The organism is Comamonas kerstersii (genome assembly GCF_002056725.1).
Classification (GTDB): domain Bacteria; phylum Pseudomonadota; class Gammaproteobacteria; order Burkholderiales; family Burkholderiaceae_C; genus Comamonas; species Comamonas kerstersii.
Map to the genome: position 1 here is coordinate 2,092,336 of NZ_CP020121.1, position 26,775 is coordinate 2,119,110.

At 58.7% G+C, this 26,775-nt stretch carries 25 protein-coding genes; 13 read left to right on the forward strand and 12 right to left on the reverse strand.

The annotated features are described in order from the left end of the window. The first annotated feature begins 87 nt into the window (after positions 1-87). Entirely contained in the window at positions 88-1,158 is a 1,071-nt protein-coding gene (locus B5M06_RS09780) for an adenosine deaminase (RefSeq protein WP_054066104.1), read from the forward strand. Between the two features lie 102 nt (positions 1,159-1,260). Here B5M06_RS09780 and B5M06_RS09785 read toward each other — a convergent pair whose 3' ends face one another. Further along, positions 1,261-1,710: an HIT family protein gene (locus B5M06_RS09785; protein ID WP_054066103.1), complete on the reverse strand. Its 450-nt coding sequence runs from the start codon at positions 1,708-1,710 to the stop codon at positions 1,261-1,263. Positions 1,711-1,737: 27 nt separating this feature from the next. Beyond that, a complete protein-coding gene (locus tag B5M06_RS09790; protein ID WP_054066102.1) occupies positions 1,738-5,748 on the reverse strand; it encodes an NACHT domain-containing protein in 4,011 nt (1,336 codons plus the stop codon). Positions 5,749-5,917: 169 nt separating this feature from the next. Between B5M06_RS09790 and B5M06_RS09795 the strand changes: the two genes are divergently transcribed. The 3 genes from B5M06_RS09795 to dcd all read left to right on the forward strand — a co-directional run bounded on the left by B5M06_RS09795 (position 5,918) and on the right by dcd (position 9,130). Next, positions 5,918-7,018 carry a BMP family ABC transporter substrate-binding protein gene (locus B5M06_RS09795; protein ID WP_054066101.1) on the forward strand — a complete coding sequence of 367 codons (1,101 nt, stop codon included), beginning with the start codon at positions 5,918-5,920 and terminating at the stop codon, positions 7,016-7,018. A 190-nt stretch (positions 7,019-7,208) separates the two neighbouring features. Next, complete coding sequence (gene guaD, locus B5M06_RS09800) at positions 7,209-8,501, forward strand: guanine deaminase (protein WP_054066114.1); 1,293 nt, start codon at positions 7,209-7,211, stop codon at positions 8,499-8,501. A gap of 62 nt (positions 8,502-8,563) precedes the next feature. After that, positions 8,564-9,130: a dCTP deaminase gene (gene dcd / locus B5M06_RS09805; RefSeq protein WP_054066100.1), complete on the forward strand. Its 567-nt coding sequence runs from the start codon at positions 8,564-8,566 to the stop codon at positions 9,128-9,130. A gap of 56 nt (positions 9,131-9,186) precedes the next feature. On the opposite strand, the gene B5M06_RS09810 is transcribed toward dcd, so the two are convergent. Together B5M06_RS09810 and B5M06_RS09815 are read right to left on the reverse strand one after the other, a co-directional pair. Further along, positions 9,187-9,693 carry a bacteriohemerythrin gene (locus B5M06_RS09810; RefSeq protein WP_054066099.1) on the reverse strand — a complete coding sequence of 169 codons (507 nt, stop codon included), beginning with the start codon at positions 9,691-9,693 and terminating at the stop codon, positions 9,187-9,189. A gap of 412 nt (positions 9,694-10,105) precedes the next feature. Next, on the reverse strand, positions 10,106-11,026 hold the full coding sequence (locus B5M06_RS09815) for a delta(1)-pyrroline-2-carboxylate reductase family protein (protein ID WP_054066098.1): 921 nt from the start codon (positions 11,024-11,026) through the stop codon (positions 10,106-10,108). A gap of 138 nt (positions 11,027-11,164) precedes the next feature. On the opposite strand from B5M06_RS09815, the gene ypfJ reads away from it, so the two are divergent. Together ypfJ and B5M06_RS09825 are read left to right on the forward strand one after the other, a co-directional pair. Further along, entirely contained in the window at positions 11,165-12,031 is an 867-nt protein-coding gene (ypfJ, locus tag B5M06_RS09820) for a KPN_02809 family neutral zinc metallopeptidase (protein ID WP_080025215.1), read from the forward strand. Between the two features lie 90 nt (positions 12,032-12,121). Next, on the forward strand, positions 12,122-13,525 hold the full coding sequence (locus B5M06_RS09825) for a DEAD/DEAH box helicase (protein WP_054066092.1): 1,404 nt from the start codon (positions 12,122-12,124) through the stop codon (positions 13,523-13,525). A gap of 76 nt (positions 13,526-13,601) precedes the next feature. On the opposite strand, the gene B5M06_RS09830 is transcribed toward B5M06_RS09825, so the two are convergent. After that, positions 13,602-14,450, reverse strand: a complete 849-nt coding sequence (locus tag B5M06_RS09830) for a symmetrical bis(5'-nucleosyl)-tetraphosphatase (RefSeq protein ID WP_054066091.1) — start codon at positions 14,448-14,450, stop codon at positions 13,602-13,604. A gap of 218 nt (positions 14,451-14,668) precedes the next feature. On the opposite strand from B5M06_RS09830, the gene B5M06_RS09835 reads away from it, so the two are divergent. Together B5M06_RS09835 and B5M06_RS09840 are read left to right on the forward strand one after the other, a co-directional pair. Continuing rightward, positions 14,669-14,962, forward strand: coding sequence for an H-NS histone family protein (locus B5M06_RS09835; protein ID WP_054066090.1), 294 nt, complete (start codon positions 14,669-14,671; stop codon positions 14,960-14,962). Positions 14,963-15,203: 241 nt separating this feature from the next. Continuing rightward, on the forward strand, positions 15,204-16,415 hold the full coding sequence (locus B5M06_RS09840) for an FAD-dependent monooxygenase (protein WP_054066089.1): 1,212 nt from the start codon (positions 15,204-15,206) through the stop codon (positions 16,413-16,415). A gap of 66 nt (positions 16,416-16,481) precedes the next feature. Here the strand turns inward: B5M06_RS09840 and B5M06_RS09845 are convergent, their stop codons facing one another. Further along, positions 16,482-17,678: an MFS transporter gene (locus B5M06_RS09845; RefSeq protein WP_080025358.1), complete on the reverse strand. Its 1,197-nt coding sequence runs from the start codon at positions 17,676-17,678 to the stop codon at positions 16,482-16,484. Between the two features lie 155 nt (positions 17,679-17,833). On the opposite strand from B5M06_RS09845, the gene B5M06_RS09850 reads away from it, so the two are divergent. After that, positions 17,834-18,373 (forward strand): methylated-DNA--[protein]-cysteine S-methyltransferase, encoded by a 540-nt coding sequence (locus B5M06_RS09850; protein WP_077345323.1) that lies wholly within the window; start codon positions 17,834-17,836, stop codon positions 18,371-18,373. A gap of 81 nt (positions 18,374-18,454) precedes the next feature. Here the strand turns inward: B5M06_RS09850 and kynB are convergent, their stop codons facing one another. The 4 genes from kynB to B5M06_RS09870 all read right to left on the reverse strand — a co-directional run bounded on the left by kynB (position 18,455) and on the right by B5M06_RS09870 (position 22,446). Then, positions 18,455-19,087 carry an arylformamidase gene (kynB, locus tag B5M06_RS09855; protein WP_054066095.1) on the reverse strand — a complete coding sequence of 211 codons (633 nt, stop codon included), beginning with the start codon at positions 19,085-19,087 and terminating at the stop codon, positions 18,455-18,457. Positions 19,088-19,157: 70 nt separating this feature from the next. Beyond that, positions 19,158-20,522 (reverse strand): esterase-like activity of phytase family protein, encoded by a 1,365-nt coding sequence (locus B5M06_RS09860; RefSeq protein WP_054066087.1) that lies wholly within the window; start codon positions 20,520-20,522, stop codon positions 19,158-19,160. Between the two features lie 98 nt (positions 20,523-20,620). Then, a complete protein-coding gene (locus B5M06_RS09865; RefSeq protein ID WP_054066086.1) occupies positions 20,621-21,979 on the reverse strand; it encodes an amino acid permease in 1,359 nt (452 codons plus the stop codon). Between the two features lie 140 nt (positions 21,980-22,119). Continuing rightward, positions 22,120-22,446 carry a YkgJ family cysteine cluster protein gene (locus B5M06_RS09870; protein ID WP_054066085.1) on the reverse strand — a complete coding sequence of 109 codons (327 nt, stop codon included), beginning with the start codon at positions 22,444-22,446 and terminating at the stop codon, positions 22,120-22,122. Positions 22,447-22,563: 117 nt separating this feature from the next. Here B5M06_RS09870 and B5M06_RS09875 point away from each other — a divergent pair, with 117 nt between their 5' ends. From B5M06_RS09875 to B5M06_RS09885, 3 genes are read left to right on the forward strand one after another with little or no spacing between them, the layout of a single operon-like run. Beyond that, entirely contained in the window at positions 22,564-22,851 is a 288-nt protein-coding gene (locus tag B5M06_RS09875; protein WP_054066084.1) for a FeoA family protein, read from the forward strand. Further along, positions 22,848-24,758: a ferrous iron transporter B gene (gene feoB / locus B5M06_RS09880; RefSeq protein WP_054066083.1), complete on the forward strand. Its 1,911-nt coding sequence runs from the start codon at positions 22,848-22,850 to the stop codon at positions 24,756-24,758. Before B5M06_RS09875 ends, feoB begins: the two co-directional genes overlap by 4 nt. 23 nt (positions 24,759-24,781) lie before the next feature. Next, positions 24,782-24,970, forward strand: coding sequence for a hypothetical protein (locus tag B5M06_RS09885; protein ID WP_054066082.1), 189 nt, complete (start codon positions 24,782-24,784; stop codon positions 24,968-24,970). 24 nt (positions 24,971-24,994) lie between these two features. Here B5M06_RS09885 and B5M06_RS09890 read toward each other — a convergent pair whose 3' ends face one another. Next, positions 24,995-25,366 carry a YkgJ family cysteine cluster protein gene (locus tag B5M06_RS09890; RefSeq protein ID WP_054066081.1) on the reverse strand — a complete coding sequence of 124 codons (372 nt, stop codon included), beginning with the start codon at positions 25,364-25,366 and terminating at the stop codon, positions 24,995-24,997. A 168-nt stretch (positions 25,367-25,534) separates the two neighbouring features. On the opposite strand from B5M06_RS09890, the gene B5M06_RS16995 reads away from it, so the two are divergent. Then, a complete protein-coding gene (locus tag B5M06_RS16995) occupies positions 25,535-25,690 on the forward strand; it encodes a hypothetical protein (protein WP_162777398.1) in 156 nt (51 codons plus the stop codon). 159 nt (positions 25,691-25,849) lie between these two features. Here the strand turns inward: B5M06_RS16995 and argF are convergent, their stop codons facing one another. Then, complete coding sequence (argF, locus tag B5M06_RS09895) at positions 25,850-26,773, reverse strand: ornithine carbamoyltransferase (RefSeq protein ID WP_054066080.1); 924 nt, start codon at positions 26,771-26,773, stop codon at positions 25,850-25,852. Between the last annotated feature and the right edge of the window lie 2 nt (positions 26,774-26,775).

Genomic DNA, 26,775 nt, shown 5'->3' on the forward strand with positions numbered 1-26,775 from the left:
TTTTGCGCCTATGTCTGCTTGGCAACAGAGCGCGGTACCGGCTATGGTGAAAGGGCATCCGCAAGCATTTGGGAGCCAGCCAACGCCATGACCACCACCATCCCTGCCACCACACTTGCCGCTATGGCGCACATTCCTGCCGAGCGTCTGCCTGCGCTGCTGCGCAGCATGCCCAAGGCCGAACTGCATATCCACATTGAAGGTTCACTGGAACCCGAACTGATCTTTGCACTGGCCGAGCGCAATGGCCTGCAGCTGCCATATCCCAGCGTAGAGGCCTTGCGCAGCGCCTATGCCTTCACCAATCTGCAGAGCTTTTTGGACATCTATTACGCCGGTGCCAGCGTGCTGCTGCAGGAGCAGGACTTCTACGACATGGCCATGGCCTATCTGGAGCGTGCAGCTGCTGACCATGTGGTGCGTGCCGAAATCTTTTTTGACCCGCAGACCCACACCGAGCGCGGCGTGCCCATGGGCACTGTCATTCAGGGTCTGGCGCGTGCCTGCAAGGATGCGCAGGCACGGTGGGGCATCAGCGCCGCGCTGATCCTGAGCTTTTTGCGCCACCTGAGCGAAGCCGCCGCCTTGGAGACGCTGGAGGCCGCGCTGCCGTACCGGGAGCATTTCATAGGCATCGGGCTGGACAGCTCTGAGCTGGGCAACCCGCCCGAGAAATTCCAGAGCGTGTTTGAGCGCTGCCGTGAACTGGGCTTTCATCTGGTGGCCCATGCCGGTGAAGAGGGGCCGCCCGACTATGTGTGGAGTGCTCTGAATGTGCTCAAGGTGGAGCGCATAGACCACGGCGTGCAATCAGAAAAAGACTGGGGGCTGATGCAGCGTCTGGCACAGACGCGCATGCCGCTGACTGTCTGCCCGCTCTCCAACCTGAAGCTGTGCGTCTTCCCTGACCTGCGCGAGCACAACCTGCCGCGCTTGCTGGCTGCCGGACTGCATGTGACGGTGAACTCGGACGACCCTGCCTACTTTGGCGGCTACGTTAACGACAACTATCTGCAACTGTTTGCCGCCACCGGCATGGGGGTGCAGGAAGCCTACCAGCTGGCCCGCAACAGCCTGGAGGCCAGCTTTGCTACGCCTGCCCAAAAGGCGGCATGGGGGCAGCAGCTGGATGCGCACTTTGCATCGTTTGCGGTGTAGTTATAAAAACTAGAGCTGCCAGCGCTTGTATTTGCTGGATTTCAGATACTTATCTATCTGAAATCCTTATTTTTCTAGCGCTAGCCGCTTTTTTATTGATAGCTACACCAAGGTTGACAGTGCGGCACGCAGCTTGTCCGCATAGCCTTGCAGCAACTGCACGGCAGGCTCCTTGCGGGGCCAGGCCAGCTCCACACCATCACCCTCATGGCGCGGCAGCACATGCATGTGAAAGTGGAACACCGTCTGCCCACCCGCAGCGCCATTGGCCTGAAACAGCGTGATCCCATCGGGCGCGAAGGCCTGCTGCGCCGCCTGCGCAATGCGCTGTGCGGACTGCATCACGGCGGCCGCTTCTTCAGGCGTGAGCTCCAGCACCGTGACTGCATGGCGCTTGCTGGCTACCAGTACATGACCGGGATTGACCTGACCAATGTCCATAAAGGCAATGGTCAGTTCATCTTCATAGACCTTGGCAGCGGGAATCTCGCCCGCCACGATCTTGCAGAAGATGCAGTGGCCGGGCGGGGAGGTGTCGACAAACATGGGCATGGATGCAGTCTCCTGTCAGTTTTAAATTTAAATGGCTTGGGCGTGAGGTTCTGCGTTCCTCAATGCCGGTTGAGCCGTTGCGGGTAGCTGGATATCCAACACCACTACCTTGACCTTGCCCGATTGGGCAGCCACGCTGCGTGCGGTGAGCATGGTGTGCATCTCGTCTGCGGATCTCGGAACAGGTTGGCCCTTGCCCAAGGGTTTCAGCGCTTTGTTTCCTTGTTGCTCGCCAAACCAAAGTACCAAATAAATGCCGTGGTTACGGGCTTGCCAGTCCGTGGTGTATTGGGGCACGAGTTGTGTGTCTGCAGCAGTCCAGACTTCTCGGTGCCACTGTCCTTTGATTTCTATGGGGAGGCGCAGCGCTCCAACACTGCAGGTGATATCCACTTCTTTGTCGCCAGCAACGTGGGCCTCAGGGGTGTAGGTCACTTCTTTGGCGCCTTGTCGTAGCAATTCAAGCAAATGATCTCTGCAACGCTCTTCCCCGTAAGGTGTGCCTTTGTCATCGAAAAAGCCGCGCCAAGAATCTACATCGTTGGCGCGAATTTTGGTTTGGACAACGCGCAGCTCTTCGATTACCCAGGCTTGCAGGTCTTCGATGGAGTTGGGGGCTGCATCGTGGGCAATACTCTGCAGTGCTTCTAAGGACGCAGGCACATAGTTTTGCTCACACAGTTTGCGCAGTTGTTGGGTGCACAGTGTTTGCAGTAATTCGGTGTAGCTATCTTGTGGGGCATCGCGTAGCGCTTGCAAAGCGGCAATGGCTTCGGGCGTGGTTGTGTTGGCTAGCTTTTCCAGTATTCCGGAAAGAAATCTGCAAGCGTTCCAAGTATTGCGGACTTCGCGCCAGCCGTCATCAGAATCGCTTACCCAAGGCCATAGCTGCCTAAACGTCGAAACAATCCACTGAATGTGCGCAGCATTCCAGATCAGACGGAAACTTTGTCCACGATAGCTGGCCTGGCTGCGTGCACGAATTTCCCAGATGAGGTCTGGTGCAATGGCTTCTGTACCCAAATGTATGAGCGCGGCGTGCTCGCCGGAGACAATAAATTCAACTACCAGCCAAGTGGTACGACGCTCTTGTGGGATAGGTGTGTTTAGGCGCTGTTTGGCAATGTCTTGCAGCGTGTCGATTTCATCACTGCGCAGTAAATAATCAATCAAAAGGCATTCGATGGCTGCATCCATCTCCGGGACGGTACGAAGCCACTGCGGTACCAGCACTTCACATATTGGGGAAAAGGACGGAGTTTTGAGTAATTGCTCTAAGCCGTAGACCGATGGTTTGGCCGCTTGTACTTGTTGGGTATAAAGCAGGTCAACGCTGGCGTGCAGTTGACCGCGCTGCGTGAGTTCTGTGACCAGTTGCTGATGCAGGGCTTGTGTATCACAGCCGCTGTGCTTTTGGAATTCACCAGACTGCAAGATGAAGAAAGCTGCCTGAAGGCGGTCGGTGGATAAATCCTGTAAATCTCGGCCGTGGCGCAGCCGTTCTTGCAAGGCAGCAATCAAAATAAAGCGGCTATTGAAGGCACGATCTTCAGCGTAGCTTGTGGCAATTTCCGCTGCTGTTGGACTGGGGTTTGAAGCGGTGAGGAAGGCTTCAAAGCCAGTGTGCGCCGCGTTTGCAATCTCTGGTAAGAGTGCATGTGCAATACGCTGGTGCGGCGGCAAGTCCTCATCAGGATGCGGAAGGCGATACAAATAGCCTCTAGCCAGTTGCCAGCACCAATTCCATTCGCCAGCACCTATCAGATGCAAATTAGCTTTGAGTGCAGCAATGTCTTCCGCCTTCTTTTGTGCTTGTTCCTCTTCTCTGGCTTTACGGTGTTGTTCTTGCTCGATTTGCCATGGAGCGGGTGGCTGTGGTTGGACTAAAGCTTTCACCCAATCTTTATCTTCGATTGCGTTGGCGAAACGCTGTGCAGCCAAGCGTGCTGCAGCGCCATGTTCTGGGCCGTGCGATGTGAGTTGAAGCAGCATTTTCCAGCGGTTGTCGCCGTCATCCAGTGCATGGAGCAAGACGGTTATATCTTGCTCAGTGAGGCGCAAGCCTTCGCTGTGACGCTGTAGCTCATAGCATTGCTCACGAAGTGATTCGGGGTCTTGAACAGGCAGTAGCCATACCTGCTGTACGGCTTGTCGTAGCGCTGTATTCGTTTGCAGCAATTGGGCTACTTGTTGGCGCTCTGGCTCACTGGCGTAGATTTCTGACAGTGGTTGGAGCCAGCGGAGGATTTGTTCGGCACACACGTTACTTTCTTGCAAAGCGCGTGCAATCAAGAAAAAAGCAAATTCGGTGAGGTTGTGCCCAGAAACATCCACAAGATCAGTTGTTGGGTTGCTGATTAGACCGGCTAATGTGTCGAGGAAAGGTGGTAGCTGCTGTGTGGGCAGTTTTCTGCGCAGGAAATACAGGTTGCCGCTGAAGATGCTGGGCTGCACGGCCTCTGCAAAAGCGCATTGCGCGAGTTGTGTCGCATCCAGGCGCTCTACGCCGTAATGGTGGGCCATCTGCAATGCCAAGCCGCCAGAGGATCGGCTTTTTTGCTGATCAATCAAAGATAGTAGTTTTTCGACATCACTTGGCATTAGATGTGGAGCTATGGTCTCAAAAGCGGTTAACCGCACCTGATGGCTTTGCTCAGGCGCTTCAAGAATGGAGCGCAGGACATGCATAAGGGGCTGCACCATGGCTGTGCCTGCAATGGATTCCATGAGTACAACGCGCAGCCAGCCGGGAGTATTTGTGTTGGACAGGCTCAAGAGTCGGGTGATGCACTCTTGCAACTCAGGATGGGATAAGCAGCGTGCGCGTAGCGGGCGAGATGGCCAAGCAGTAGGGTGTTCGTGCGCGAATCGCTCCAATCCTTGAAGTAAGGCGCGAGCGGTGCGCAGTTCCATGGCATCTGCATCGCCATATTCCAAAATCGCGATGGGGTCAAAAGCAATGACCTGCTGCGCCAGATTAAGGTCATCTGCCAGCCATGCATAAAGCCCGCGCAAACTGGCGGGCACCATGCCAAGGTACTGAAACATCGCCAGAAGACGGCGACGTTTGCGGTCCGTATCGGCTTGCTGTAACAGCCACTTGGCGGCCAGATATTCGCCAATGCGCCTGTGCATATAGCCAAACTGATCGGCACCATGGGCGATAAAAAGCTTGGTGTTGAGCGCGCTGGCAATCTCGCTACCATGGGGCAATTGCTCCACGTCTTGAAGCAGTAATTCGTCTTCTTCAAGCCATGCACGGGGCTTGCGCACAATGGACTGCTTGCCACAGAGAATCAGGGCTGCGCACGCAGCGCCTGCTGCAGATAAAAGTCTGGCAACAGGTAATTGCTGGTTGGTTTTTGCTCCGTTGTGTTCTGTTGCCAGCTTTTCGGTCGCCATTGCAAAAAGTTCTGCCCGATTCTGTGGCAGGGCGCTTTTAGTGGCTACCGAACAGATTAAGTCCAAAGTCTGTGGATTGCCGAGCCAATCGACTAAACCCAATTGCTCAAAATGCGCGTTAACTTCGGTCGCGCGTGGAGCACCCAAGCGATTGGCAAGAAAGCTGTGGATTTCCTCTTCCGAGAAAGGCTGCAAGTGGACTTCTAGAGGTTCTTGGTCGTAGCCAACATCTCGAATTGTTGAGTTGTTGGTGAAGCTGTGCCATTCGGCCACACGGCAAGAAAGGATAAAGCGTGGAAAACCAAGCGCTGCAAGCTTTTTCAGCACTTGGGAAATTGCGTCTCCATCGTGTTGAGAGGTCGCTTCATCAAGTGCATCGATAACCAACGTAGTGCCATCTTTGTAGATGGATTTGAGGTCTATCAGAAGAAGCTTTTTTGCTGTGCAGTGCGTATAGCCATTTCGATTACCTAGCCTTTTCATCAGCTCTGTTTTTCCCATGCCTGCTTCGCCAAGGACGATCAAAGGCCTCGTCTCCAGCAGCAATTGGTCTTCGCTTATTTCAATCGTTTCTTCTTGATTATTGGCATCACGCTTTTTGTACCAAAGCGTGCGCGGGATGTAGTAGTTGTCCATTCAGCTTTTCCTCGCAGGCTTGCCCATTGTGGAGGAGGGGCTTGCTGATGACCAATGGTGTTGCATCAGGGTTATTGCTGAATTTCCTCTAGAATCCCCCGCTTCGCCCACCGCATTGCTCCAGCGGCGGGCGAACTTGTTCTCATATGGAGCCATGTAGAGGAACACCATGTATAAAAACCTCGCAGCCACACTCGTGGCCGCCTGCGTTGCCGCTTCGTCTTTTGCACAATCTTCCGCAACGCCTCCCGCTCCCTCCCCATCTCCCACCAAAGCAGCCTTTGTCTATGTGACGCCCGTCTTGCCTGCAGGCTGGACGCGTCAGCATGAGGAAGGCCGCCTGCAGCTCGAACGCGCACTGGGCGCGCAGGTGCAGACGGTGGCGGTGGATAACGTGCCGGAGAGTGCCGATGCGGAGCGTGTGATTCGCGATCTGGCCGCGCAGGGCAATGACATCATCTTCACCACCAGCTTTGGCTATATGGAGCCTACGCTGCGTGTGGCCCAGGAGTTCCCGAACGTGAAGTTCGAGCACATCACGGGCTACAAGCAGACGGCCAATGTGGCCAATGCCAATGCGCGCTACTACGAGGGGCGCTATCTCTCGGGCATTGCGGCAGGCCGCATGAGCGAGAGCGGGGTGGCAGGCTTTGTCGCGGGCTTTCCGATTCCTGAAGTGGTGCAGGGCATCAACGCCTTCGCACTGGGCATGCGCAGCGTGAACCCGAAGGCGCAGGTCAAGGTGATCTGGCTCAATGCCTGGTTTGACCCGGCGCGCGAGCGTGATGCGGCCATGACGCTGATGGACCAGGGCGCCGATGTGCTGTCCTTCCAGGTAGCCAGCACCGCCGTGATGGCTGCTGCACAGGAACGCGGCAAGATGGCGATAGCCTTCCACTCCGACATGCGCAAGGACGGGCCGGACGCGCAGCTGCTGGCCGTGACCCACCACTGGGGCGGCTATTACAGCCAGCGCGTACAGGCTGTGCGTAATGGCAAGTGGACGTCGGGTGACGTCTGGGGCGGTGTGAAAGAAGGCATGGTCAAGGTCGAGCACTTTGGCCCCAAGCTGCCCAAGGCCGTGCGCGAAGAAGTGCTGGCACGCCAGCAGGAAATGGCCGCAGGCAAGCTGCAGCCCTTCCGTGCCGTGCAGGCGGACATCCGCGACAACCAGGCCCAGGTGCGCATTCCCAAGGGTGCGCAGCTGAGCGATGCCCAGCTGCTGCAGATGGACTGGCTGGCTGAAGGTGTTGTGGGCAGCATTCGCTGATGCTGCTTGTCTGAGAAAGAAGCGGTGCTCCAGATTCGGGCGGTAAGTACGTACACCGCTGGAGCCGCTTTGCTCAGAAAATCAGGAGCGCTTTGCGCAGGTATTGGCTGGTTTCTTGCACGATTTGTGCTTGAAAACCCCTCCAATCCAGCGCAAACCGCTCCTTTTTTTATTGGGATGCATGATGACCATGAAGATCTACCGCAGTGCCTTGCTCCGTTTTGCCTCTGATGGCAGCCCCTTGTATGACAGTGATGGCCTGCTGGCCGTCGCACCGGATGACAAGGGGCAGGAGCGTGTGGTCGCTGCTGGCAGCTGGCAGGCATTGCAGGCGCAATATGTGCAGCAGCCCGGTGTGCAAGTCGTGCACCTGCCCGGCAAGCTGATTGCGCCGGGTTTTGTGGATATGCACATCCACTACCCTCAGACCGATGTGATTGGTGCGCCAGCGGATGGCCTGCTGCCCTGGCTGGAGAACTACACCTTCCCGCACGAGTCACGCTTTCATGATCGTGCCTATGCCGATGGCGTGGCGGAGTTCTTTCTGGACGAGCTGCTGCGCAATGGCGTGACTACGGCGCTGACCTTTGCCACCTCGCACCCTGAGTCTGTCGATGCCATCATGGCCGCCTCGCAGGCGCGCGGCATGCGCATGATGGCGGGCAAGGTGCTGCAAGACCGCCACAGCCCTGATGGTGTGCGCGACGATACCGAGCAGGGCCTGATCGATACCGAAACATTGATCCAGCGCTGGCATGGCGTGGACCGTCTGGGCTATGCCATCACCCCGCGCTTTGCTCCCACCAGCACGCCTGAGCAGCTCCAAGGCGCAGGGGAGTTGGCCGCCAAGTATGGCGATGTATGGATTCATTCCCACGTTTCGGAAAACCTTGACGAAATCCAGTGGGTGCGTGAGCTCTACCCCGAAGCACGCAGCTATCTGGATGTGTACCAGCGCTTTGGCTTGATGCGCGAGCGGGCCGTGTACGCCCACTGTATCTGGCTGGACGACACCGACCGTGCATTGATGCGCGAAACCAGGACGGCAGCGGCCATCAGTCCTACCAGCAATCTGTTCCTGTCCAGTGGCTACTTTGATTACATCGAAGCGGATAAGGCCGGGTTTATGTACGGCCTGGCCAGCGATGTAGGCGGCGGCATGAGCTTTTCGCCCTTCCGCACCATGCAGGCGGCTTACATGGTGGGGCGTGAGCACCACAGCAAGCAAGGTCTGAGTCTGAAGCCTGCCCACCTGTGGTGGCAGCACACCGCAGGCGCTGCCAAGGCGCTGGGGCTGGAGGGTGTGATTGGCAATCTGCAGCCCGGCTGCGAGGCAGACTTTGTGCTCATCAACCCTGCTTGCACACCACTGCTGGCACGCAAAACGGCGCAGTCACAGTCGCTGGATGAACTGCTTTTTGCGATGATCATTCTGGGAGATGACCGCTTGATTGAGCAAACCTTTGTCTCTCAAGCAAAATAACGCCATTGCAGGCAATAAATCGCCGCGCCCAGCTATAAAAAATCAGCGAACAGGACACCTCCATGAGCATCATGAGCGACAAGTGGATCCGCAAGATGGCGGAAGAGCACGGCATGATCGAGCCGTTTGAACCCGGCCAGATCCGCGAAGCCGACGGCAAGAAAATCATCAGCTATGGCACCTCCAGCTACGGCTACGACATTCGCTGTGCACGCGAGTTCAAGGTGTTCACCAACATCCACAGCACCGTGGTGGACCCCAAGAACTTCGACGAAAAAAGCTTTGTCGACTTTGAGGGCGACTACTGCATCATCCCGCCCAACAGCTTTGCACTGGCCCGTACTGTGGAGTACTTCCGCATTCCGCGTGACGTGCTGACCGTATGTTTGGGCAAGAGCACTTACGCGCGCTGCGGCATCATCGTGAATGTGACGCCGTTCGAGCCCGAGTGGGAAGGCTATGTGACGCTGGAGTTCTCCAACACCACACCGCTGCCCGCCAAGATCTATGCCGGTGAAGGCTGCGCACAGGTGTTGTTCCTGCAGGGCAATGAACCTTGCGAGACCAGCTACAAGGACCGTGGCGGCAAGTACCAGGGGCAGCACGGTGTGACCCTGCCACGCACCTGAGCGGGTAGTGCTGATGCGTGATCCTGCGGCTGGGATCACGCAAATCTGCAGGCTTTTCAGCCAAACAGCCGCGCAAAAAAGCCTTTGCGCTTGTATTTTTTCTCCAGCTTGTGCATCACCTGCTGCTTGGTGTGCTCAATGTCTTGCTTGCTGCCCTTGCCGGTCATGCGCTGGTAGGTCTTGACTGCATCCACATAGCAGTGGTCTTCGTTGCGGATATGGCTGAACAGCCAGCGCGACAGCATGGTGTGCAGCTCCTGCGCCACATCTTCACCCGCTTCAAAGCGGGTCTGCATTTCGCCCACACGGCGTGTGAACAATTCATGCACGCGCTTGTGCAAGTCTGTAAATGCGTAGCCGGAGTCTTCCAGCATGCGCTCTTCGTAGGCGAAGTGCGAGATGGTGTAGTCCACGGTTTCTGCAATCACTTCACTCAGCGCTGCACGGTCTGGAGACTCACGCAGCTCGTGCAGGCGGTTGATGTAGTCCACGATGCGACGATGCTGAATATCAATTTCTTCAATGCCCGTATTCAGATCTTCTACCCATTGCAAAACAGCCATCGCACAACCCTCTGTCATTTTTGAAGCACGCCAATGCCCGGATGCTTCAATCATTTGCCTTTAGGAAAGCCCCTTAAGGGATTATGAGTGGCTGCTATTTGAAAATGCAAGGTTTGGGGTGGCTGAGTGCATGCAATTTTGTATCAAATTTTTGCATGCAAATAGATCATTTGATATCAATGACTTGCACTGATTGTTGGCGTAAGTTTATATAAATTTTTTAACAAAATACTTGGTCTTTTTATTAATGGTAATAAATTTGCGGATGAAAATTGATAATTTGAAAAATAATAAAGAATTGTACTTATTTCTATAATTTTATAATTGCTTTGATGAATATCAAAAAAAATAGCTTGACAAAAAATGAATTTAAATCAAGCTAAGCTTTTGGTTCGCCAGTGCAGGGTGGATCTCAAACCGTACGCACAGCCAGTCTCGCAGCAGCCAGATCCCAGCCGCCCCAGCCACAGCTTTTAAACAGCACGGGGCCTGTTGCCCGTGGCATTTCTTCGCTCATCACATCGGCCAGACTGGGGTACTGGGCTACAGGCAGACCCGCCTGCAGCAGGTCTCCGGCCTCATGTTCGGCATCGCGGCTGTCCACCACAATCTGTCCGTGCATGGCAAGGTACTGGCACAGCGGTGCGGAAAGCTCGACCATCTCGGGCGTGAATGCGCCTACGGCAGCCACAAAGCACTGCGGGTGCAGCGGCCCTTGCAGCACCACAGCATGGGCAGGGGTACAGGTCACGATCAGCGGGCAGTGCAAGGCGGCTGCAGCTACGTCTTCCGCAATGTGTGCCTGCATGCCATGCGAAAGCGCCCAGTCCACCAGGTGCTGGGCGCTGGCGGTAGTGCGTGAAGCGATATGCACTTCCCGCGTTTCCAGAACCTCTGCAAAGGCCTGCAAATGCGCCATGCCCTGGGCGCCAGCGCCAATGATGAGCAGAGGCCCATCCGGGATGGCTGCCAGCCGCAGCGCAGCCAGCGCAGACACGGCAGCTGTGCGCCGGGTGGTAATGCTGGGGCCATCCAGAATCAACTGGCGAGTGCCGCTGGCAATGTCAAAGATCACCACATCCCCCTGAATGGTGGCGCGCGATGTTCCCATGTTGCCGGGCGTGAAGGTAATCAGCTTGGTCATGGCCAGTTGGCTGTCATGCGCAGGCATGGAAAACAGACAAGCGCCTGCGGCCGTAGGCATCACAATACGGGCTGGCACTTGTACCCGTGGGTCCACGGCGGTGGCAGCGATTTCCTGCACCAGCAGGTTCCATGGCAGTGCGGCACAGGTGCCAGCGGCGTCGAGCAAAGCGGTCGGGGTATGAGGCATCCCAAGGTTTATAGCGGATGCACAGCGCTGGCGACAGTCACACGTTGTACATGCAGCGCCAGTATCTTCACCAGCCTGAGGGGCATGCGCTTTCAGGCCATCACAACGCATTTCCCGCAGCGGGGCAGGAGTCGGCATATGAAATGGGAAGGGCGACGTCAGTCGAGCAATGTGGAAGATCGCCGCAGTGGCGGCGGCGCGCCCATGTTCGGAGGGCGCAACATCGGGATTGGAACCATTGTTATTGCCCTGATCGGTGGTTGGGTGCTGGGCGTGAATCCGCTGACGCTGCTGGGGCTGCTCAGCGGCGGTGGTGCGCCTGTGGTGCAGCAGCAAAGCCCGGCGCAGGCTCCGCCTGCCAATGACACCATGGCGCGTTTTGTGTCCACCGTGCTGGCGGATACGGAAGACGTGTGGGGCAAGCTGTTCCAGCAGGGTGGTGCGCAGTACCAGGAACCCAGGCTGGTGCTGTTCCGTGGTGCAGTAGGTACAGCATGCGGCACCGGGCAATCTGCGATGGGACCGTTTTATTGCCCGGGCGACCAGAAGGTCTATATTGATCTGTCGTTCTACGACCAGCTCCAGAACCAGCTTGGCGCACCCGGTGACTTTGCACAGGCCTACGTGATTGCGCACGAAGTGGGGCACCACGTGCAGCACTTGCTGGGGATTACGGACCAGGTCGACCGCATGCGCGGGCGCGTGAGCCAGACGGAATACAACAGGCTGTCTGTGAAGCTGGAGCTACAGGCTGACTGCTTTGCGGGTGTATGGGCGCACCATGCAGACCGCATGCACCAAGTGCTGGAGCAGGGTGATGTGGAAGAAGCCATGAATGCCGCAGCCAAGATCGGTGATGATGCATTGCAAAAAGCGCAGACTGGCCATGTGGTGCCAGACAGCTTTACCCACGGCACCAGCGCACAGCGCCAGCGCTGGTTCAAGACGGGGCTGCAGACCGGCTCCATGCAGGCTTGTGACACATTTTCTGCGTCCAGCCTGTAGGCAGTGGCTGTGCAGGAATCCGCGACGTGCAGCAGGAATTAACGACTTCACACTGCGGTTTCAGTACACGGTGCGACAATAGTAGGCTCAATGACAAGTTCTTTTTCCTCTTTACTCTTGGCGGAGCCTCTGGCACGCGCCGTGGCCGAAATGGGCTACGAGTCCATGACCCCTATCCAGGCACAGGCGATCCCGGTGGTGCTGACTGGCAAGGATGTGATGGGGGCTGCACAGACCGGCACTGGCAAAACCGCTGCCTTTTCGCTGCCACTGCTGCAGCGCCTGCTGCGTCACGAGAACAGCTCTGCATCCCCAGCCCGCCACCCCGTGCGTGCGCTGGTGCTGCTGCCTACCCGTGAGCTGGCTGATCAGGTCGCACAGCAGATTGCGCTGTATGCCAAGCACACCAAGCTGCGCAGCGCCGTGGTGTTTGGCGGCATGGACATGAAGCCTCAGACGGCCGAGCTGAAAAAAGGGGTGGAAGTGCTGGTGGCAACACCTGGCCGCCTGCTGGACCACATCGAAGCCAAGAATGTGGTGCTCAACCAGGTGGAATACGTGGTGCTGGATGAGGCGGACCGCATGCTGGACATTGGCTTCCTGCCCGACCTGCAACGCATCCTCAGTCACCTGCCCAAGCAGCGCACGACGCTGCTGTTCAGTGCTACGTTCTCGCCCGAGATCAAGCGCCTGGCAGGCAGCTATCTGCAAGACCCCGTCACGATCGAAGTCGCACGCCCCAATGAGACGGCTGCTTCGGTGACGCAGCGTTTTATTGCAGCCAGCGATGACGACAAGCGCAAGGTCATTCAGCAAGTCCTGAACGAGCAGGGCATTCGCCAGGCCTTCATTTTCTCGAACAGCAAACTCGGCTGTGCCCGCCTGACCCGTGCGCTGGAGCGCGATGGCTACCGCGCAGCAGCCCTGCATGGCGACAAGAGCCAGGATGAGCGTCTGAAGGCGCTGGAAGCTTTCAAGCAGGGTGAAGTAGATCTGCTGGTCTGTACCGACGTGGCAGCACGCGGTCTGGACATCAAGGATGTGCCAGCGGTGTTCAACTACGACGTGCCTTTCAACGCCGAAGACTATGTGCACCGCATTGGTCGTACAGGCCGTGGTGGCGCCACTGGCGTGGCTGTGACCTTGGTCAGCAGCTCGGACTCCAAGCTGGTGGCAGATATTGAGAAGCTGATCAAGAAAAAAATTGAGGTCGAGCGTATTGAGCTGCCTGAGTCCCGCCGTTGGCGCGACCGCCGTGAAGCAGGCGCTGGTCGCGAAGAAGTGCAGCGCAGCGTGGCTGTGGAAGGTACGCGCCCTGTACGCGGCGCACGTCCGGTGCGCAATACACCGCCAGACCCCTTCTTCAACAAGCCCTACGAGCCTTCGACCAATGCCGCTCCCTCATGGGATGGCCAAGGTACCAAGCAGACTGTGTCTGCAGCCAAGCCCAAGCGCAAGATTGCAGCGCTTTTCAAGCCCATGGGTAGCTTCTAAGGCATCCTGCACACCATAAAAAAGCCACGTATGTCGAACGCATACGTGGCTTTTTTGCTGGAGGTTGCCAGCAGGTTTATTTGCCGGGTTTCTGTGCCTGCTCACAGTGGACCTGGTGCAGTGTGCGCTCGTTAAAGTCGCTGCCCAGCTCTATGGCAGACAGGCAGCCACCCCAGATGCAGCCGGTATCCAGCGCTATCAGATGGGGGCGTTGCATCAGGCCCAGCGTAGACCAGTGCCCGAAGGCGATCGTCGTGTCTGCGGTTTTGCGGCCCGGGCATTCAAACCAGGGAATTAATCCTTCAGGGGCAGCTTCTGCGGATTCAGAGCTTTCAAAATCCATCTCGCCTTCGGGTGTGCAAAAGCGAATACGGGTTAAGGCATTCACAATCACACGCAGACGATCAGCGCCTGTCAGCTGTGGATCCCATTTATTTGGTAGATTTCCATACATATGTTGCAGGAATTGAGAAAGATTTTCTCCTTTTACCTGCTGATGCACTTCATCGGCTAAATGTAAAGTTTCATGAACTGTCCATTGTGGCAGTACACCGGCGTGCACCATTAACAGGGACTGTCCCTGGCTATTTTCCAGATAACGCACCAATGGCTGCTGAGAAACCCAGTGCAGCAAGGCATCACGATCAGGGGCTTGCAAAATACTTTGCAAAGTATCGCGTTTACCCGGTTTGCGCACGCCATAAGCGCTGGCGAGCAAATGTAAATCATGATTGCCGAGTATCGGTTTGATACTGTCACCCAAAGCCATGCAGCGACGCAGCACATCGGCAGATGCGGGGCCGCGGTTTACCAGATCTCCCAGCAGATATACCGTGTCCCGGCTTGGGGAGAAGCTGATCTTCTCCAGCAGTCGGGTGAAGGCACTTTCGCAGCCTTGTATATCTCCAATTAAGTAAGTGGACACTTTATTCCTTTTCAGAACTTGCTGAACCCAAAGAGCATGCGTAGCAGTGTAAGAGCTTCAGCAGTTGGTGGCAGCGCTGCGGTGAATCCGGGATCGCAGTCCCGATGATTGATCTGGTGCAATATTTTCAAATGCCTGAATTTTTGATAAAAATATGCCCGTGTCTTAAAAATTGAATGTCGATATCATTCACACACGTTAAATGAAAGGACGTGAAGATGAGCTCTTACAAAGAACTGTTGAAGCAGCGTGAAGAACTGGAAAAACAAATCCAGGATGCGCGTAAACGTGAATTGGCAGAGGCAATCAGCAAAGCGCGCACCTTGATTGATGAGTATGGGTTGACGGCGGCCGATGTTTTTCCTCCAGCTCGTGGCCGTAATGCAGGGCCCAAGGCAGGTTCCAAAGTGGCTCCTAAATACAGAAATCCTGAAACGGGTGAAACCTGGACAGGGCGTGGCAAGGCTCCTAAATGGATTCAGGACCAGGACCGCAGCAAGTTCGAAATCTAAAAAATCCCGCTACAACCCGCAGCATGCGGGTTTTTTTATGCATGGTTTTTGAGATAGCTTGCTTCAGGTAGGCATCATGCAGGCATATGCACAGCCCAAGAGCGACACTGGCTACGGGGCTGATGCATGTCAGGGCAGGTGTGATGCAGCAGCTCGGTCGCGTGCAAGTGTTGCGCAACGTCAGGCCGTGCAGATGAAGCAAGTACGAACCTGCGCTTTTTCAGGGTCACAATTAGCGCGTATGAAAAAACAGGTATTGATTGCTGGCGGAGGCATCGCAGGCATGGCTGCAGCGCTGGGAGCGACGCATGCGGGCTGGGATGCGCGTGTGTTCGAGCGTGCCGCAGCGTTTTCGGAGGTCGGCGCAGGGGTGCAGCTGGGGCCGAATGTGGTGCGCCGTCTGCAGGCATGGGGCTTGCACCAGGCCGTGCAGCAGGTGGCTGCCTTGCCGCAGCAACTGGTGGCTCGCAGTGCGCTCAGCGGTCAGGTGCTGGCCAGTGCACCACTGGGGCAGTCCATGGTGGAACGCTATGGCGCTGCCTATGTGACCATCCACCGTGCAGACCTGCACAGCCTGCTCTACAACGCAGCCAAAGACCGCGCCGGGGTGTATATCAACCCCGGGCAGGAAGTGCTCGAGATTTTGGGCACGGAACGCGTGACCACCATACGGACGACCGCCCACAAAGTCGTGGAAGGCGATGCGCTGATGCTGGCCGATGGCGTGTGGAGCAAGCTGCGTGGTCCTGTGCTGGGCGACAGCAGCCGTCCGCGCGTTTCTGGCCACCTGGCCTATCGTGCCTTGCTGCCCATGACAGACATTCCGGTGGGTTGGCGCAGTAACGAAGTGACCGTGTGGCTGGGGCCGGGCATGCATGCCGTGCACTACCCCGTGCGCCGTGGCGAGATGATGAATATCGTGGTCATCATCGAAGGCCCAAGCCCTGACAATCTGGAGCATTGGGACCATGCCGCCAATGCCCAGGTGCTGGAGCAGGGGCTCAGGCACTGCAGCAGCAATCTGCAGGATCTGATTCGCAGCGTGCCAGCCGCAGGTATGCAGTGGCGCCTGTGGCCGCTGTCTGACCGCGCGCCGATTCAGGGGCCGGAGGCCATGGCCAGAGGTCTGGTTGGTCTGATTGGCGATGCAGCACACCCCATGCGCCCCTATCTGGCACAGGGCGCAGGTATGGCAATTGAAGATGCCGCTGAGCTGCAGCGTGCGCTGGCCATGGATGACCTGGATGTTGAGTTGCGCCTGCGCCGCTACGCGCTCAACCGCTGGGAGCGCAATGCCCGTGTGCAGGCACGTTCCATTCGCAACGGGCGCATCTTTCACGCGACCGGGCTGGTGCGCTGGGGGCGTGATATGTCCATGCGCATGCTGGGTGGCAAGCTCATGGATGTGCCTTGGCTCTACAGCGGCGAAGGCTCCAGCGCCAGCATTCTGTAAAGTATCTCTGTACCAATGCGAGCCCGTCTTTCTTCTATTGGGAGGGCAGGCTTTTTGACGCTTGCTTCAGATGCGTGCGCTGTGCAGCAAAGGTGAGCTGGGCAGCAGCCGGTAGGCCGTGGAGGCGCAGGCCAGCCACAAGGCAATGCTCAGGGCCACGGCGCCATAGGCCTCCCAGCCGTGCTGCGTGGCCCAGGCCGCGACGATGCCGGTGAACCACTGCATCAGCGCCACGCCCAGAAACATGGACATGGTGAACAGCGACAGCGCACGCCCTGTCATGTGGCTGGGATAGGAGGCGCGCACATCGGCGTACTGCAGCAGGCCGTAGCCCGAGAGCATGGACATGGCCACGATGGTCCACACATTGGCGCTGGCGTTGTGCCACAGCGCCAGCAGCAGGAACAGCCCGGCCATGCACAGCGAGAGATTGGCCAGCCACTTGCGACGCGCCATGGGGCCGGGGTCCAGGCGGCCAAACAGGGCGGGAGTGAACAGCGAAATCAGCGACACGGCAAAGGCCACGTGGCCGCTGCTGACCAGGCTGAAGCCGTGTCGCTCCATCAGCAGGGGGCCAAGCCACAGGCCGCGCAGTGACAGAAAAGCAGCGTAGCAGGACATGCCCAGAATCACCGTGCCCCAGGTGTAGGGCAGGGTCAGCAACTCCGCCATGCGCCGCAAAGCCTGGCCCCAGGATTCACGCGGCTGCTGCATGGCCTGCGGCAGTGCTGGCTCATGCACTTTCCAGAAAATCAGCAGCCATGACAGCGCGCACAGCAGGGCCAGCAGCCAGAAGCCGCTGCGCCAGCCATAGGTCTCGACCACCCAGGCCAGCGGTGTGCCGGTAAACAGCAGACCCAGTCCTCCAATGCCCATGGACAGGCCCGAGAAGAAGGCGAAGCGCTCCAGCGGAAAGTGCCGGGCAATAAAGATGGTGCAGGCCAGAAAGGCCGGAGAGCAGCCCACGCCAATCAGCAGCTGGCCCAGCATCAGCCAGCCGTAGCTGGGTGCGGCAGCCGAAAGTGCAGCCCCCAAGGCAGCGCACGGAAAGGCGGTGAGCACCGTGCGGCGCAGGCCGTACAAGTCCATGCCAATGCCCATGAGCAGCTGCACCACACCAAAGGACAGGCCGAACAGCCCGGCAAACGCGCCGAGTGAGCTGGCGCTGATGCCAAAGTCCTGCTGCAGCCCATGGGCCACAATGGTGGTGATGGTGCGAAACGCCTGACTGAGCGCAAAACCGCTGAGCAATGCCAGCAGCATGACCCAGAGCTGGCGCTGCAGGCGGGTGGTGGTGGAAGCTTGGGGCACGGTGGTCTCCTGGCCGCAAGCGTAGCGCTGCGTGTCGGAGTGCACTGTCACGCAGGCGTAAAGATTCGTACTTGGCGCAGCCTGCGGCTTGCCCTAGAGTGCACGGAATGAGTACATCACACCCACCAGCGAGCTTGCCCCTGCAGTTGCACTACACCGTGCGTGCCTGCGCATTGGGGCAGGTCTTGGTTGCAGCAACCCCCAACGGCATTGCAGCCGTCTTGCTGGGGGATGACAAAAGCGCCCTGATTGACGATTTGCAGCAGCGTTACCCGCTGGCAGAACTGGGCACGGGTGGCCCGGTGCTGCACCGCTGGAGCGATACCGTGCTGGAAATTCTGGCCCACCCCAGCCTGCAGCACATCGTGCCGCTGGATGTGCAGGGTGGTACGGAGTTTCAGCGCAAGGTCTGGAAGGCACTGCGCAGCATTCCACCAGGGCAGACACGTAGCTATGGGCAGGTGGCAAGGCATCTGGAGCAGCCGCAGGCCGTGCGAGCCGTAGCCAGTGCCTGTGCAGCCAACCCGCTGGCCGTGCTGGTGCCCTGCCACCGTGTGCTGCGCAGCGATGGTGGGCTGGGTGGCTACCGCTGGGGCTTGCAGCGCAAGCAGTTGCTGCTGGAAATGGAAGGGCTATTTAAACAATAGCGGCTTGTGCTTGTATTGATTGGGTTTCAGATAGAAAGTATTTGAAATTCTATGAATATCAAGCGCTGGCAGCTCTGTTTTTTACAGCGCACGCAGCACGGCCCGCACGGGAGAGGCCTCCGCCTGTGTCCATTTCAGTGGCAGGGCGATCAGCTCATAGTCGCCTTCCGGCACGGCGTCGAGCACCAGGTTCTCCAGAATGCGCAGCTTGCGCGCGCGCACCAGCAGATGGCTGTCCAGACCAGCGGCCGTGAGCGGGTCTACGCTGGGTGTATCCAGCCCTATGAGCTGTACCGCCAGATCGGCCAGCCGTGCAATCGTGTCTGGTGCAAAGCCTGCGAAATCATCGACCCAGCCTGTGGGTTGCTGTGCCCAGGTGCGCACCAGCACCCGTGGCGGCAGATCGGGCGTGATGGCATGGGCGATGTGCGCCCATTCAATGAGCGGCGCACAGCCAATCGCATGGATGACGCGGCAGCGCCCCAGGTAGGGCTGCAGATCTACCTTTCCCATGGCCTGGCCCTGCGTGTCGTAATGCAAGGGGGCATCCGCATGCGTGCCTACATGCGGTGACATGCGCACCGTGCTGAGGTTGACCGGGCATTCAGGCCCAATGCGAGCCTCCCACACCTGCTGGTAAGGTGTGTCGCCGGGGTAGGCCGGGCTGTGACTGTGTACGGGGGCGGAAATATCCCAGAGCTGGCGTTGATCCATCATGGCGGTTACGAAAAAAAGCCTGTGGGCTTGGTGTGCCCACAGGCCTGGCAGTATGCCTTTGGCGCAATTACTTGGCTTGCAGCAGGCTGCGTACGTTCAGCAGCACCAGTTCATTGTCGTCCTGTACGTTGGGTGAGCGGCTGGAGCTGTAGGGCAGATTGTTGTCATTGCCAACCACGATGTGCTCCTTGTCCACGATGTCCACGTTTTCAATGGTGAAGAACGGGAACTGCAGCACGCCGTTGGTCAGCGGCTTGCGTGCCAGCTGCTTGGGATCCTGGATGTTGAGCAGGTCGATATAGCCCATCTTGCGCACCATGCCACCCACATTGGCCTCGCTCATTTCAATCTTGTACACACGCTTGAATTGGGGCAGCTTGCCGAAACAGTCCGTACGTTTTTCACCCGCGGGGCAAGCCATGTCAGGAGTGCCTTCACCGTCGTCACGCTCGATGACCAGGGCGGTCGTGGCATCGATCATGTTGAAGTCGCCGATGGAGTGGCTGGGGCTTTCCAGCGGGTACTTCCACTCGCGGCCCGTCCATTGCTGTCCCTTGACGTCAAACTCCAGCGCGCGCAGATAGGTCTTGCCGTTGAGGCTTTCCAGATCATTGGTTGTACTGTCCCACAAGGCGCCTTCGAGCAGTGGGTAGAGCTTGCTGCCATCGGGGCTGGCGGCCATGCCTTCAAAGCCCTTGGAGCGGCGCACAGGGTAGACCTGTGCCTTGGCATTGGGTGCACCTGCCGTGCGTGCCTGTGGGTGGTCGGGGGAGCGAATAGGTTTGCCATCCACCAGCGTGTCATACACGCCCAGCACCTTGCCCTGCATGTCGGCCTGAATCAGGAAGGGGCCAAACTCCTCACCAATCCAGATGTGTCCACCGGCGATCTGTACGCTTTCAGGGTCAAAGTCTGCACCTGTCAGATAGCGTTTTTCGGTTCCTTCCTGGACGATGCGGAAAGGCACTTTGCGGTCAGGATCGTGCAGAAAAACGGTTTCCAGTCGCTCGAACTGTCCGCTCTTGAAGTCGACGTTGTAGCGGCTCAGGTGCAGCATGAAGTCCGGAGAGTTCACTTTGTTGCCTGCGCCGTTGTCCGTGAGGATCCAGAAAGAGCCATCGTCCATGCGCACAATGCCGGAATGGCCTTGGCGGGGCTGGCCGTCAAAAGGCAGCTTGACACCGGTAGGGCGGCCGTCAGATTTGCCTTCTACCGTACCCAGTGCATAGGTGGGTGGAGTCGTCGTGAACTTGCCGCTGCTGCGCAGATCTGCGGGGGCATCGGCAGGGGCAGGCAGTACGCTCAGCGCTGGCAGGATGGCATGACCAGCCAAAGTGGCCGTATGGGCTGGAACAGTTTGCGCCATGGCGCTGACAGAGCACAGGGTCAGCGCGCACAGGCTGGCAGCTACGGTCAAACGAAAAGAAGTCATCACAGAGACACACACAGTTGAAAGTGCAGGCATCTTCGCCAGCATGTGTGTCGCCGTGATGGCAAAACGATGTCAGTGATGTGTCGGCTGCAGCCGCTTCATCGTTTGCGGCGCAGCAGGTAGATCACGCTCAGCAGCGCCAGCCATGGCAGGCCAAAGGCCAGCGTCAGGCGAAACTCCTTGGTAAAGGCGGTGGTGATGAGCACGGCCCCCATCAGGAGTGCACCCAGGGCCGTCAGCCACGGAAAGCCCCACATGCGAAAGCTGCTTACAGCGCCTTCACGGTCACGCTGGCGGCGGAAGGCCAGATGGGTGACGAACACCATGAACCAGGCAAACATGCAGCCGAACATGGCGATCGACATCATCCACATGAAGGACTGCTCAGGCCAGAAAGCGTTGATGAACATGGCCACGGCCGCGCCCAGGCTGGAGACCAGAATCGCGGAAACGGGCACGCCCTGGCGGTTGGTTTTGCCAAAGGTGGCAGGTGCCTGGTTGGCACGTGCCAGGCTGAACATCATGCGCGAGGTGGTGTAGAGCTGGCTGTTCATGGCCGAAAGCGCTGCCACCAGCACCACAAAGTTCAGCACACCGGCGGCGTAGGGGATGTGGAGAATTTCCATCACGCGCACAAAGGGGCTGGTCTGGGTGGCGGCTTCCGTCCAGGGCACGATGGCCAGCATCAGCGCCAGCGTCAGCAGATAGAACAGCACCAGGCGCAGCACCGTGGTCTTCATGGCGCTTTGCACGGCTTTCTGGGGGTGCTGGGCTTCACCCGCTGCCACGGCAATCGCTTCCACGCCCAGATAGCTGAACATGGCCACGATCACGCCCAGCCACATGCCTGACAGGCCCTTGGCCCAGAAGCCGCCCCCAGCCTGGTAGTTTTCAATGCCAATACCCGGTGTGTGGGAGCCAAACACCACATAGGCACCAATCAGCACAAAGGCCACGATGGCGGCGACCTTGATGGCGGAGAAAGCGTATTCCGCTGCGCCATAGACCTTGACGCTGCGGAGATTGAGGCCGATGAGCATGGCTGAGAACACGGCCACCCAGACCCATTGCGGTACATCCGGGAACCAGTAGGCCATGTAGATGCCGACGGCCGTGACCTCCATGCCTACGGCCAGCACCAGCGCCGCCCAGTAGGCATAGCGCAGCACAAAACCGGCCATGGGGCCCAGGTAGTACTCGGCGTAGGCCCCGAAGGAGCCAGAAGTGGGGTGGGCCACGGTCATCTCACCGAGCGCCCCGATCAGGAGCAGGGCGATGAATGCGCCAATGGCGTAGCTGATCAAAACCGCAGGGCCTGCAAAGCCAATGGCAAAGGCGCTGCCCATGAACAGGCCCGTGCCGACGGCGCCGCCAATGGCAATCATCACCATCTGGGCGCTGGTCAGGTGCTGCTGCAGACCGGTTTCGCGTTGTTGAATGTCGTGGAAGTCAGCCATGAGCGCTGAGGGTCCTCTCGAATTGGAAACCCTCTAGTATCCCGCGCAGCGCGTTCTGTTGCAGCAGCGGGGAGATCCGCTGCGGGATGCAGAGCGCGTTGCTGAGCAGCTGCTCAAGGCGCAGCACTGCCTGCAGTGTCTTACAGCAGGCCGCTGTCCAGAGGCTGCAGCCCGTGGCGCAGGCGCACACGGTTGCAGGCGTCTGAGCCTGCGGCAAATTCGCGACAGGGCGATGGGCGCCACTCGTAGATGCCGCAGGTGGATTTTTCACCCACCTTGCCCATGAGTGCTGCACAGCGCGGGCGGGCGTAGTCTGTGCCCCGCATGCGGCAGGTGTAGTCGTTGACCTCCTCAATCAAACCACGCGGCACGCGGCCGCCGTGTTCTTCGGATTCATGCACGGAAAAGTCCACGCGAAATGACGCACAGCAGGCGCCGCAGCTCAGGCAGGGGTGGGGGGAACTCATGGGTATGGGCAAAGAAAAGCGTGATGCCTGCGAAGTGTATGTTTTTGCAACCGTGATTGAGTCGCTCAATGTTCTTGTCGAAAATGAGAATAAATATCAATTACTACAAGGCGAATCATGCAAAGTGCAATCACGAACGGGAAGGGCGCAGCATTGGGTCTGCACCAGCTGCAAAAGTATCAGGCCGCACGGGTTACAGGTTTTCGGGCGTGCGCAGATGACAGCGATCAGCAGGTGGTCATGCGTCTGATGGAAATCGGCTTTCTGCCTGGTGAGACCGTACACGTGATTGCTACAGGTTTTCCCAAGGGCGACCCGCTGGCCGTGCGCGTGGGGCAGTCCACCTTTGCGCTGCGCCGCCATGAAGCGGCATGGGTGGAAGTCGCGCTGGAGGTGCAGCCATGAGCCCCGCTGCCATGCCAGCTCTGCGAGCTGCTTTGCTGGGCAGCCCCAACTGCGGCAAGACAACGCTGTTCAACCTGCTGACTGGCGTGCGGCAGAAAGTGGCCAACTACGCTGGCGTTACCGTCGAGCGCAAGGAAGGCTGGTTGCAGACGGCATCTGGCCGGCAGATTCGTTTGCTGGATCTGCCGGGCACCTACAGCCTGCATGCATACAGCGAGGACGAGCGCATTGCCAGTGAGGTGGTGACCGGCAAGCACCCCCAGGAAGCACCGCCGGAGCTGCTCATCTGTGTCTGCGATGCCACCCGACTGCGGCTCAACCTGCGCCTGGTGCTGGAGGCACGTGCACTGGGCATTCCCATGCTGGTCGTGCTCAATATGAGCGATATGGCACGCAGACAGGGTGTGGTGATTGATATGGCCAAGCTCAGCGCCATGCTGGGCGTGCCGGTGGTGCAAAGCGTGGGGGTGCGTGCCGATGGGGCGCAGGCACTGCTGGACTGGCTCAATGCGCATGCCCACCAGACGCTGCGCCTGCCGCAGCATGAGGATGAAATGCTGCAAGCACTGCCCACCGCACAGGATGGGCAGCACCGCAGCCGGCTGCAGCAGCTGCAGGCACAGGTCTCGGCCTTGATGCAGGCGGCGGTGCACATGCCCGCGGCTGGCACGCAACGCGATGACCGCATCGATGCCGTGCTGCTGCACCCTGTGTGGGGCATGCTGGTGCTGCTGCTGACCTTGTTTCTGATGTTTCAGGCCGTCTTCAGCTGGGCCCAGCCCTTTATGGATGGGATTGAAGCGCTGGTTGCCAGTGTGGGTGAATGGCTGGGAGCGACTTTGCCTGCAGGCATGCTCAATAGTCTGCTGGTGGATGGCGTGGTCGCAGGTGTCGGTGCGGTGCTGGTCTTCCTGCCGCAGATTCTGATTCTGTTTTTCTTCATTCTGGTGCTCGAAGATTCGGGCTACCTGCCACGGGCGGCGTTTCTGCTGGACCGCCTTATGGGAACGGTGGGGCTGTCCGGGCGTTCCTTTATTCCGTTTCTGTCCAGCTTTGCCTGTGCCGTGCCGGGCATCATGGCTACACGCTCCATCCGCAGCTGGCCAGACCGGCTGCTGACCATCATGCTGGCCCCGCTGATGACCTGCTCGGCCCGCCTGCCCGTGTATGCGCTGCTGATTGCTGCCTTCATTCCGGATACGCAGCTGGGCGGCATCTTCAATCTACAGGGCGTGGTGCTGTTTGCGCTGTATCTGCTGGGTATTGCCTCGGCCATGCTGGTGGCCTGGTGCGTCAAGCTGGCACGCCGCAGCACGGCGCGCACGCCCTTGATGATGGAGTTGCCCGCCTACCGCTGGCCCAGTGCACGCAGTGTGCTGATTGGCCTGTATGAACGGGCCATGATTTTTCTGCGCCGTGTGGGCGGCATTATTTTGTCGGTCAGCATCGTGCTGTGGCTGCTTGCCAGCTATCCCGCAGCGCCAGCAGGCGCAACGGAAGCTGCGATTCGCTACAGCCTGGCGGGCCAGATCGGGCAATGGCTGGAAGTGGTGCTCGCACCGCTTGGCTTTAACTGGCAGATCGCGATTGCGCTGGTCCCGGGCATGGCTGCGCGCGAGGTGGTCGTCAGTGCGCTGGGCACGGTCTATGCCCTGTCGGCCAGCAGTGAGGAGGCCATGGCGCAGCAGCTGAGCGGCCTGATTGCGCACAGCTGGTCGCTGGCCACTGCCTTGTCACTGCTGGTGTGGTTTGTGTTTGCACCGCAGTGCATTTCCACGCTGGCCATGGTGCGGCGTGAAACCAATAGCTGGCGCTATGTAGTGGCCATGGCGGCCTATATGTTTGCCCTGGCCTATGGCGCGAGCTTTATCACCTACCGCGTGGCGCTGGCGCTGGGCTGGGGGTGAGGATGCAAGCAAAGGAGTGAGCGATGTGGGAACAAATTCTGGTGGGGGTGATGGTGGCGGCAGCCGTGCTGGCATTGCTGCGGCGCTGGCTGCCTAGGCGCTGGCTCCAGCGTTGGGGCCTGATATCGGCCGCACCTGCATCCGGCAGCGCCTGCAGCAGCTGCTCGGGCTGCAGCGCAGGGCGCTGTGGTGGTGCAAAGGGGCCGCGCTGAGGGCTGAGCGCAGCGGCTGCGGCTTCAGGCCTCGGTGGTTGCCGACCAGCGCTCGACTTCTTCTTCAGTGAGCTGCGGCAGGCCAAATTTGGCACGTGTGTCGTGGCAACCGTAGGAGGCGAACGGAAACTCCCGGCAGGGGCGCGAGCGCTGTTCGTAGATGCCGCAGCCCACGCAGCCTTCGCCCAGGTGGGGCAGCTCGGTCAGGGCCACGCAGCGCACGGGGAACTTGTCCGTGCCGTTCATGCGGGCGCGGTTGCCCTTGTTGGGAACTTCGTGGGCCAGTTCGTCGGGCACGGTGCCGCCCATGGACTGGAGTTCGTAGATGGAAAACTCCACGCGGTAGTTTTGGCAGCACACGCCGCAATGCAGGCAGGGATGGATGTCGGAAGACATGGTGGGATCAGTCGTTTTTCGAATAGGCAGACCAGACAGAAACACAGGCACACACGGTCACGCAGCAGATGGCTGTGCTTGCCGTACCAAAGACAGCAAGACACGAGCCAGCCCACGGCCAACCGGTTGGTGCAGTGCAAAAAAGAGAAAAGGAAAGAGGCCCTAGGTGTGACCCAGGAGGTAGCGCGGCGTTTTCAGCAGATGGCTGCAGGCAATGGCGTGCATGGCGCAGCGCCGGCGCGCAAATCTTCGGAAGTCCAGGCTCCGCGTGCCGCTGGCGGAGCAGGAAAAGGCAGTGCCATGGTGCAGGGCATGGCAACGTGACTTATTAAAAAAAAGAGCTGCTGGCGCTTGCTCTGACTGGGTTTTCGCATCAAAACGATGTGAAATGCCCATCAGGCCTGCGCGAGCAGCTCCTGTTTTTGTGAGAGGCGTGCAAGACATAGGCAGAGCGCGCATCACAAGTGCTGATATCTATAGGCGTCAGTCCGCCAGCTTGCCCAGCAGCAGGTACTCCATGAGCGCCTTCTGCACGTGCATGCGGTTTTCCGCTTCGTCCCAGACCACGGACTGTGGGCCGTCGATGACTTCGGCCGTCACTTCCTCGCCGCGGTGAGCAGGCAGGCAGTGCATGAACACGGCGTCAGGCTTGGCAGCCTGCATCATTTCCTGGTCCACACACCAGTCGGCAAAGGCCTTCATGCGGATTTCGTTTTCGGCTTCGTAGCCCATGCTGGTCCACACATCGGTGGTGACCAGGTCTGCGCCCTTGCAGGCTTCCAGCGGATCCTGGAACACCTTGTAGCAGCCAGGGCGTGGTGTCTTGCCGCCAAAGGCCAGCTTTTCGTCCACTTCATAGCCGCTGGGGGTGCTGACGTGCACGGTAAAGCCCAGCAGGTCCGCTGCCTGCAGCCAGGTGTTGGCCATGTTGTTGCCATCACCCACCCAGGCCACCACCTTGCCTGCGATGGAGCCGCGGTGCTCGATGAAGGTGAAGATGTCTGCCAGGATCTGGCAGGGGTGGAATTCATTGGTCAGGCCGTTGATCACGGGCACGCGCGAGTGGGCGGCAAAGCGCTCGATCTTCTCCTGGCCGAAGGTGCGAATCATCACCAGGTCCGTCATGCGGCTGATCACGCGTGCGCTGTCTTCGATGGGCTCGGAGCGGCCCAGCTGGCTGTCGCCCGTGGTCAGGTGCACCACGGAGCCGCCCAGCTGGTACATACCGGCTTCAAAGCTCACACGGGTGCGGGTGCTGGCCTTCTCGAAAATCATGGCCAGGGTGCGGTCGGTCAGCGTGTGGTGCTTTTCGTAGTTCTTGAACTTCTTCTTGATCAGCGTAGCGCGGCTCAGAAGATAGTCGTATTCCTCAGCGGTGAAGTCGCTAAATTGCAGATAGTGCTTCATCA

What these genes read in the sequence shown, in the direction of transcription:
- B5M06_RS09780 (WP_054066104.1), top strand. Translation starts at nt 88, where the DNA reads ATGACCACCACCATCCCTGCCACCACACTTGCCGCTATGGCGCACATT.
- B5M06_RS09785 (WP_054066103.1), bottom strand. Translation starts at nt 1,710, where the DNA reads ATGCCCATGTTTGTCGACACCTCCCCGCCCGGCCACTGCATCTTCTGC.
- B5M06_RS09790 (WP_054066102.1), bottom strand. Translation starts at nt 5,748, where the DNA reads ATGGACAACTACTACATCCCGCGCACGCTTTGGTACAAAAAGCGTGAT.
- B5M06_RS09795 (WP_054066101.1), top strand. Translation starts at nt 5,918, where the DNA reads ATGTATAAAAACCTCGCAGCCACACTCGTGGCCGCCTGCGTTGCCGCT.
- guaD (WP_054066114.1), top strand. Translation starts at nt 7,209, where the DNA reads ATGAAGATCTACCGCAGTGCCTTGCTCCGTTTTGCCTCTGATGGCAGC.
- dcd (WP_054066100.1), top strand. Translation starts at nt 8,564, where the DNA reads ATGAGCATCATGAGCGACAAGTGGATCCGCAAGATGGCGGAAGAGCAC.
- B5M06_RS09810 (WP_054066099.1), bottom strand. Translation starts at nt 9,693, where the DNA reads ATGGCTGTTTTGCAATGGGTAGAAGATCTGAATACGGGCATTGAAGAA.
- B5M06_RS09815 (WP_054066098.1), bottom strand. Translation starts at nt 11,026, where the DNA reads ATGCCTCATACCCCGACCGCTTTGCTCGACGCCGCTGGCACCTGTGCC.
- ypfJ (WP_080025215.1), top strand. Translation starts at nt 11,165, where the DNA reads ATGAAATGGGAAGGGCGACGTCAGTCGAGCAATGTGGAAGATCGCCGC.
- B5M06_RS09825 (WP_054066092.1), top strand. Translation starts at nt 12,122, where the DNA reads ATGACAAGTTCTTTTTCCTCTTTACTCTTGGCGGAGCCTCTGGCACGC.
- B5M06_RS09835 (WP_054066090.1), top strand. Translation starts at nt 14,669, where the DNA reads ATGAGCTCTTACAAAGAACTGTTGAAGCAGCGTGAAGAACTGGAAAAA.
- B5M06_RS09840 (WP_054066089.1), top strand. Translation starts at nt 15,204, where the DNA reads ATGAAAAAACAGGTATTGATTGCTGGCGGAGGCATCGCAGGCATGGCT.
- B5M06_RS09845 (WP_080025358.1), bottom strand. Translation starts at nt 17,678, where the DNA reads ATGCTGCTGGCATTGCTCAGCGGTTTTGCGCTCAGTCAGGCGTTTCGC.
- B5M06_RS09850 (WP_077345323.1), top strand. Translation starts at nt 17,834, where the DNA reads ATGAGTACATCACACCCACCAGCGAGCTTGCCCCTGCAGTTGCACTAC.
- kynB (WP_054066095.1), bottom strand. Translation starts at nt 19,087, where the DNA reads ATGGATCAACGCCAGCTCTGGGATATTTCCGCCCCCGTACACAGTCAC.
- B5M06_RS09860 (WP_054066087.1), bottom strand. Translation starts at nt 20,522, where the DNA reads ATGACTTCTTTTCGTTTGACCGTAGCTGCCAGCCTGTGCGCGCTGACC.
- B5M06_RS09865 (WP_054066086.1), bottom strand. Translation starts at nt 21,979, where the DNA reads ATGGCTGACTTCCACGACATTCAACAACGCGAAACCGGTCTGCAGCAG.
- B5M06_RS09870 (WP_054066085.1), bottom strand. Translation starts at nt 22,446, where the DNA reads ATGAGTTCCCCCCACCCCTGCCTGAGCTGCGGCGCCTGCTGTGCGTCA.
- B5M06_RS09875 (WP_054066084.1), top strand. Translation starts at nt 22,564, where the DNA reads ATGCAAAGTGCAATCACGAACGGGAAGGGCGCAGCATTGGGTCTGCAC.
- feoB (WP_054066083.1), top strand. Translation starts at nt 22,848, where the DNA reads ATGAGCCCCGCTGCCATGCCAGCTCTGCGAGCTGCTTTGCTGGGCAGC.
- B5M06_RS09885 (WP_054066082.1), top strand. Translation starts at nt 24,782, where the DNA reads ATGTGGGAACAAATTCTGGTGGGGGTGATGGTGGCGGCAGCCGTGCTG.
- B5M06_RS09890 (WP_054066081.1), bottom strand. Translation starts at nt 25,366, where the DNA reads ATGTCTTCCGACATCCATCCCTGCCTGCATTGCGGCGTGTGCTGCCAA.
- argF (WP_054066080.1), bottom strand. Translation starts at nt 26,773, where the DNA reads ATGAAGCACTATCTGCAATTTAGCGACTTCACCGCTGAGGAATACGAC.